Annotated in this window: 8 protein-coding genes and 1 pseudogene; 5 read left to right on the top strand and 4 right to left on the bottom strand. The window is 64.7% G+C overall.

Features of this window, described 5'->3' with window-relative positions; translation table 11 throughout:
• Window positions 1–289: pseudogene (locus tag G528_RS0114365) on the top strand (IS256 family transposase); the annotation flags it as partial.
• 7 nt (window positions 290–296) lie between these two features.
• On the opposite strand, the gene G528_RS18510 reads toward G528_RS0114365, so the two are convergent.
• Both G528_RS18510 and G528_RS17710 read right to left on the bottom strand, forming a co-directional pair.
• Window positions 297–515, bottom strand: a complete 219-nt coding sequence (locus tag G528_RS18510) for a hypothetical protein (protein WP_156890462.1) — start codon at window positions 513–515, stop codon at window positions 297–299.
• Window positions 516–538: 23 nt separating this feature from the next.
• Window positions 539–1,303 (bottom strand): alpha/beta fold hydrolase, encoded by a 765-nt coding sequence (locus G528_RS17710; RefSeq protein ID WP_035720214.1) that lies wholly within the window; start codon window positions 1,301–1,303, stop codon window positions 539–541.
• On the opposite strand from G528_RS17710, the gene G528_RS0114355 reads away from it, so the two are divergent.
• Window positions 1,302–1,973 (top strand): TetR/AcrR family transcriptional regulator, encoded by a 672-nt coding sequence (locus G528_RS0114355; RefSeq protein ID WP_245569791.1) that lies wholly within the window; start codon window positions 1,302–1,304, stop codon window positions 1,971–1,973. The genes G528_RS17710 and G528_RS0114355 overlap by 2 nt on opposite strands.
• Before the next feature lie 115 nt (window positions 1,974–2,088).
• Here G528_RS0114355 and G528_RS17705 read toward each other — a convergent pair whose 3' ends face one another.
• Window positions 2,089–3,033 carry a helix-turn-helix transcriptional regulator gene (locus G528_RS17705; protein ID WP_035720210.1) on the bottom strand — a complete coding sequence of 315 codons (945 nt, stop codon included), beginning with the start codon at window positions 3,031–3,033 and terminating at the stop codon, window positions 2,089–2,091.
• 62 nt (window positions 3,034–3,095) lie between these two features.
• Here G528_RS17705 and G528_RS0114345 point away from each other — a divergent pair, with 62 nt between their 5' ends.
• From G528_RS0114345 to G528_RS0114335, 3 genes are all read left to right on the top strand, one after another.
• The gene (locus tag G528_RS0114345; protein WP_026919570.1) at window positions 3,096–5,330 is read left to right on the top strand and encodes an ATP-binding cassette domain-containing protein; all 2,235 of its coding nucleotides are present in this window, start codon (window positions 3,096–3,098) and stop codon (window positions 5,328–5,330) included.
• 175 nt (window positions 5,331–5,505) lie between these two features.
• The gene (locus G528_RS0114340; protein WP_169515286.1) at window positions 5,506–5,829 is read left to right on the top strand and encodes a transposase; all 324 of its coding nucleotides are present in this window, start codon (window positions 5,506–5,508) and stop codon (window positions 5,827–5,829) included.
• On the top strand, window positions 5,798–6,100 hold the full coding sequence (locus tag G528_RS0114335) for a transposase (protein ID WP_026919568.1): 303 nt from the start codon (window positions 5,798–5,800) through the stop codon (window positions 6,098–6,100). The genes G528_RS0114340 and G528_RS0114335 overlap by 32 nt, the downstream gene beginning before the upstream one ends.
• On the opposite strand, the gene G528_RS0114330 is transcribed toward G528_RS0114335, so the two are convergent.
• Window positions 6,062–6,377: IS30 family transposase (locus G528_RS0114330; protein WP_026919567.1), on the bottom strand; the 316-nt coding region annotated here is incomplete at its 5' end. The two genes, G528_RS0114335 and G528_RS0114330, sit on opposite strands and share 39 nt — an antisense overlap.

Raw genomic sequence — 6,377 nt, 5'->3', positions numbered from 1 at the left:
GCTGGAGTTCTACCGTTACCCGGCCGAGCACTGGATTCATCTGCGCACGACCAACCCGATCGAGTCGACCTTCGCCACGGTCCGGTTGCGCACCAAGGTGACCAAGGGCCCCGGCTCACGGGCCGCGGGACTGGCGATGGCCTACAAACTCATCGAAGCCGCACAGACGAAATGGCGGGCCGTCAACGCACCCCACCTCGTCGCTCTCGTCCGGGCCGGCGCTACCTTCAAAAACGGCGAACTCGTCGAACCCGGCACCGTCTCACCCGACCAGCAGGAGGCTGCCTGAAACAACCTCATCCACAGGTCTTGACAATAGCTCCCGGCCGGATGAGCCGATCGAACACCTCGGGATGAACAAAGCGGGGCAATGGTTGTCCGGGTCCGAGCGTGATCATTGCAAGGTCGTCGACCGTGAGCGCAGCCCCGCCGATCGTCGCCCATAATGTTTGCCCGGCGTAGTCGTCAGCGGCGGCGGCGATAACCACAGCGAGGTGATCAGCGGGGGCTGCCATGATGGCGGGTACCTTCCGGATTCCTACCGTCCATCAAACCCAACACGGTTCAGGCATCCTCCTGATGCGGTGGTCGCGGGCGTGACGTCCGCGAGAGCCGCGACGTCTTCGATGATGTGGGCGCAGACGTCGCCGTGTGTGAGCGGCAGAAAGTGACCGGCGCCCGGAACGACGTGGATCCCGCCGTTCTGAGCCGCGTCGGCGAAGCGACGTTCGCCGAGGCGAAAGTGATCGCGGCCGCCGTTGACCAGGGCAGTCCGGCCCGGATACTTGCGTAAGGCGTCCACGGGGTCGAAGGTCGCCAACGACTCTAGGACCGCCGGTACCGCCCCTTGGGCGATGCCGGCGTCGAGGACCGGCTCGGCGATCTCCGCGGGCAGGGCGCGACGCAGTAGTCGACGCATTGACCACGGAGCAGAGTCCGATGTCTTCGCGAGGCCGAGGTCGGCCAGCGCGAATACCCTCAACAGCGCCTTGTTCGGGGTGAGGGTGCACCCGAACCCGACCAGCGCGGCCACCTTCTCGGGGTGACGTGCGGCCGTGTCTGCGGCGACGTACCCACCGAGTGAATGCCCGACGACCACGGCGCGCCCGCCCACTCGGTCGATCGCCGCCGTCACGGCGTCGACGGCGGCGTCGAGGGTGAAGACTTCGCCTCGTCGTGCGCCGTGGCCGGGAAGGTCGGGTGCGATGCTCGTGCGGCTGCTCAGCAGCCGTTGCTGCTGTTGCCAGCACCCGCCGGACAGTCTGATGCCGTGGATCAGCACGACTGGAACGGGATGGTCCATGCTCAACCTCCATATGCAACGGTGCGTTGCAATCATGGATAGCACGCGAATCGCGCAGATTGCAACGGATCGTTGCACAATGGGTATTGTCGAGTGCATGGACAGGACCGGATCACGGCCCCGCAAGGCGGAGGCGATCTACTCGGCGACTCTCGAACTACTCGGGGACCACGGGTACGACGCACTGACCATGGAAGGCATCGCGGCGAAAGCGGGGGTCAACAAGACCACGCTGTACCGCGCCTGGGCGACGAAGGGGGAAGTTCTTGCCGACGCCCTCGTGAATGCGCCCAGTCTGGAGTTCGCCGTTCCAAACACGGGCAGCTTCCGGGGTGACCTCCTCGAGTTCGCTCGCGAAGTCGCCAGACTCCTCGCTGACCCTCGAACACAGCGAATCATCGCCGCAATCGTCGTCGCGATCCCGGGCAGTTCGGCCACCGGCGCAGCTGCGCAAGCCTTCTTCGTCGACCGACTTCAACGCGAACAGGTCATCTTCGAACGAGCTGTGGCGCGCGGCGAATTCCCTGCCGGGTCGGAGCCTGACCCGGCCATGGTGATCGACCTGATCGCCGGCAACATCTGGTTTCACGCACTCGTGCGTGATCTCACCGTCGACGATGCGTACGTCAAGCGGCTCGTCGACGTGGTGGTCGCAGGGGTGACGCACTGACCGCGGGTCGGGAAGCTCAAGGAATGATCCGTGCGTGGTCCTCGCCCGCAGCCGCCGCGCAATGGTAGAGCCTGCGTTCGCCGGAACGCCTGATCAGAGCCGCACTGCTGGCTCATCATCTTCGGACTGATGCCGCAAAGCGGTTGATGTCCTCGGACCATTCGACGGGCTCATCGATCGCGAAGGCGTTCTCGAGATGGCTGAGGATGAACAGCAGCCAGTGCCAGTCTTCGCACTGCAGAGTCACTCGCGTCCGTCGGCTGCCCAATGCTTCAGTCTCCATCGACTGGAAGGCCAGCGCGGCGACGACGTCGTCGACCGAGGCCTCGACCGTCACCACCGCCCTGCGGCTCGAGCGCTTCACCCCTGCCTTGACGAGGCCGAGTGCCGCGTCCGCCGGCATCGGCCGCGGTTCGAATGCTGAGGTGCGCACGCCGAGGCCGTCGATTCGATCCGTGCGAAATACCCGCCAATCATCCTTGTCGAGATCCCACGCGACGAGGTACCAGCGCAAGAGGTGGTGGACCTGGCGATGCGGTTCGACTCGTCGGTGGGTCGTTCGGTCGCCTCGGCGATAGACGAACTCGAGCTCTCGGTGCTCATGGATGGCGGTGGCGATCAGTGCGATGTCGGCGATGTCAACGGTCGGCGCACGCACCGCTTCCGCCTCAACGCTCGCCCTCACCGCCGCCGCGCTCAGCCCCAGGCGCGCCGGCAGGACCTGATCGAGCTTTCCGTATGCCCGCATCATCGCCCCTCCGATACTCCCGGGCTCGCCCGGATCAGCGCCCGCACCCGCTGCCAGCGCGAGCATGATTGCGACGACCTCCTCATCGTCGAACATCAATGGAGGTATCGCGCGGCCGGCGGTGAGCCCGTAGTGGCCACCGGGCCCGGGAGTGCCATCGACTGGATAGCCGTACTCCCGGAGCCGGTCGATATCGCGGCGGACGGTTCGCTCGCTCACACCGAGCCGAGTGACGAGCTCGCCACCGGTGAATCGTCGCTTGGTCTGCAGCAGAGTGAGCAGATCCAGCATTCGTCGAGTCACGTCGGCCATGCCGCCAGTATGTCGCGAAATACGGTCAGGATCCGGCCGGATCTTGTCATACGTTCGGAGCCATGACTGAGCAGGCCATTCGGATCCGACAAGCCGTGACCAACAATCTGGATCATCTGGACCTCGATATCCGCCGCGGTCGCCTGGTCGTCATCGCGGGTGTCTCCGGTTCGGGAAAGTCCTCGCTGGTCTTCGACACCATCGCCGCCGAGGCCGGTGCGGAGCTCAACGAGACCTACCCGCCGTTCACCCGCAATCGGCTGCCGAGGTGGACGCGGCCCGACGTCGGCAGAATCGAGGGACTCTCACCCGTGATCCTCATCGACCAACGACGGCTCGGCGGAAATGCCCGGTCGACCGTCGGCACGATCACCGACACCTGGACCTACCTGCGCCTCCTGTTCTCCCGGTTGAGCGAGCCGCACGTCGGCGAGTCCTCGGCGTTCTCCTTCAACGACCCGTCGGGCATGTGCCCGACCTGTACGGGAATCGGGGAGGTCGTCGCCCCCGAAGTCGAGAAGTTCCTCGACCGCGATCGCTCCCTCGACGAAGGGGCGATCGCCCTGCCTGGCTTCGGGGAGGGCCAGTACTGGTACAAGAAGTATGCGGAGATCGGCGTCTTCGCCGTCGACTCACCACTGCGTGATTGGCCACAGGAGCATATCGACGCCCTTCTCTACGGAGGATCCAGCGTGCAGGCGCTCGGCGTCGAGATGCCGAACGACTACGAAGGAGTGGTCGAGCGCTTCGAACGGATCTACCTGCGGACCTCCGACACTCTCTCCGAACGCAAGCGGAAGACTATCGCCGAATTCACGCACTCGACGACATGTCCAAGCTGTCACGGCGGACGGCTCACGGAGGCTGCCCGCAGTGCCACCGTGGACGGCCGCACCATCGGCGAACTGTCGGGGCTCGAGATCCCCGAACTCCGCGACGTCATCGCCGGTATCGACCGGCCCGAGGTGGGTAGCGTCGTCGCCGCTCTCCTCGAGCGACTCGACGCAATGGTCACCATCGGACTCGGTTACCTCCACCTCGCCCGCGCGACCTCATCGTTGTCCGGCGGAGAGTCCCAGCGCATCAAGGCCGTCAAGCATCTCGGCTCAAGCCTTATCGAAATGCTCTATGTCTTCGACGAGCCGACCGTGGGCCTCCACTCCCACGATGTCGATGCGATGGTCGAGCTCCTCTGCCGCCTCCGCGACCGCGGCAACACCGTCCTCGTCGTCGAACACGATCCCGCCGTGATGGCCCGAGCCGACGAGATCATCGAGATCGGTCCCGGGCCCGGCAACGCGGGAGGTCAACTCGTGTTCCAGGGCACTTACCGCGCTCTACTCGACTCCGATGGACCGACCGGCCAAGCGTTGAAGGCACGAATACCGACTAGGTCGACGCCCAGAAAGCCGGTCGGGTGGGCGACGATCGTGAATGCCAGGACGAACAACCTCCGCGACATCACCGTCGATATTCCCTGCGGGGTGCTCACGGTCCTCACCGGGGTCGCCGGATCCGGGAAGTCGAGTCTCGCGGCCGACCTCGTCGGCCAGCACGGGGCGATCACGATCGATCAGAAGCCGGTTGCGGCGAACCGTCGCTCGACGCCGGTCACCTACGCAGGTATCGCGCAGGCGCTGCGAAAGGTCTTCGCAAGGAACACGGGTGCGCCCGTTGGATTGTTCAGCGCGAACTCGGACGGTGGCTGCACCACCTGTCAGGGGCTGGGCGTCATCTACACGGACCTCGCGTTCATGGACGGGCAGGAGACGACGTGCCAGACGTGCCAGGGAACGAAGTTCACAACTGAAGCGCTCTCCCACACCGTCGACGGGCTGTCCATTGCCGACGTCGAGCACTTGACCGTTAGCGAGGCCATCGCTCGGTTCGATGAGCCGGCGATACGGTCGCGGCTCGTCCACCTCGAGCGGGTTGGACTGGGGTATCTCACGCTCGGACAGCCGCTCAACACGCTGTCGGGAGGTGAGGCGCAACGGGTGAAGATCGCGAAGGAGCTGAGGGACGCACCCGAGCCCAGCATCTACCTTCTCGACGAACCGACGACCGGGCTGCACCTGACCGACATCGCGGGACTCGGGTCGGTGCTCGACGACCTCATCGACAACGGCCACACCGTCGTGGTCATCGAGCACAACCTTGAGGTGATCCGCATGGCCGACTGGCTCATCGACCTCGGCCCGGGGCCTGGCCGCCATGGTGGTCAGGTGCTTTACTCGGGCCTCGTCGACGGCATCGGCGACACCGCGACGGGGCGAGCTCTGCGGAGGAAACCCTAGGGTTAGCCCTGCTGGACGCCATCGACTCGGGCGAGTCTGCAGTCCGGGTACCTAGCCTCGCGCTTTCATCGCCGAATGCATCTGATCTGCTGATTTGATGAAGAAAGGTGCTCTGACCTGCAATAATTGTTGTTGCGAAACTCCAATTACATGCAAGGCGAGGAGCACCTTTCTGGTGAAGAACTCTACCGTGTTCTACCCGCAGATTCAGGCCACCGCCGACGGCGTTGGCATCATCACCCATGGCGGCAGCGTCCTGGCCACCGGCACCGCCGAGATCTCCGGTCTCACCGACGCTCTACGGACTGCGCTCGCGCCGTGGCGTAAACCCCTGGCCACGCACGATCCGGCGAAGATCCTTCTGGACCTGACCACCAGCTTGATCGTCAGCGGTGACTGCCTGGCCGACATCAGCATGATGAATCGGCCTGGCTTTCGTTCCGTTCTTCAAGCAAGGATGGATCATCATGAACAGGAAGTATTCGCCGGAGATGCGTGACCGTGCGCTCAGGATGCTCGCGGAGACGAGACCGTCGCACCCGACGATGATGAGCGCTATCCGGCACGTCGCAGGCCTGCTGGGAATGAGCCCGGAGACGCTGCGTCTGTGGCAGCGCCGTTACGAGGTCGATGCTGGCGTGAAGCCCGGGCTCACCACCGACGCGGCCGCGGAGATCAAGCGGCTGAAGAAGGAGGTTTCGGAGCTGCGGAAGGCGAACGAGATGGCGGATTCAAGCGGTGGGCGCAAGAAGCTCTGCGAGCTTCTCTGATGGTGTCAGATAGCCCAGAGTCTTGCGCGGTCGGCTGTTGAGGCTGTCCTGGATCGCGTCCAACTCCTCGCGGGTGACGGCGCTCAGGTCAGTGCCCTTGGGCAGGTACTGACGCAACAGGCCGTTGGTGTTCTCGTTGCTCCCGCGCTGCCAGGGCGAGTGGGGATCGCAGAAGTAGATCGGGATACCCGTGGCAGTGGTGAACGCCGCGTGCTGCGACATCTCCGCGCCCTGGTCCCAGGTGATCGTTCTGGCCAACGAGGACGGTAGTTTGCTG

It is taken from the genome of Gordonia shandongensis DSM 45094 (assembly GCF_000423025.1).
In the GTDB taxonomy this organism is placed as follows: Bacteria; Actinomycetota; Actinomycetes; order Mycobacteriales; family Mycobacteriaceae; genus Gordonia; species Gordonia shandongensis.
This window is presented reverse-complemented; position numbering and strand designations above follow the sequence as displayed.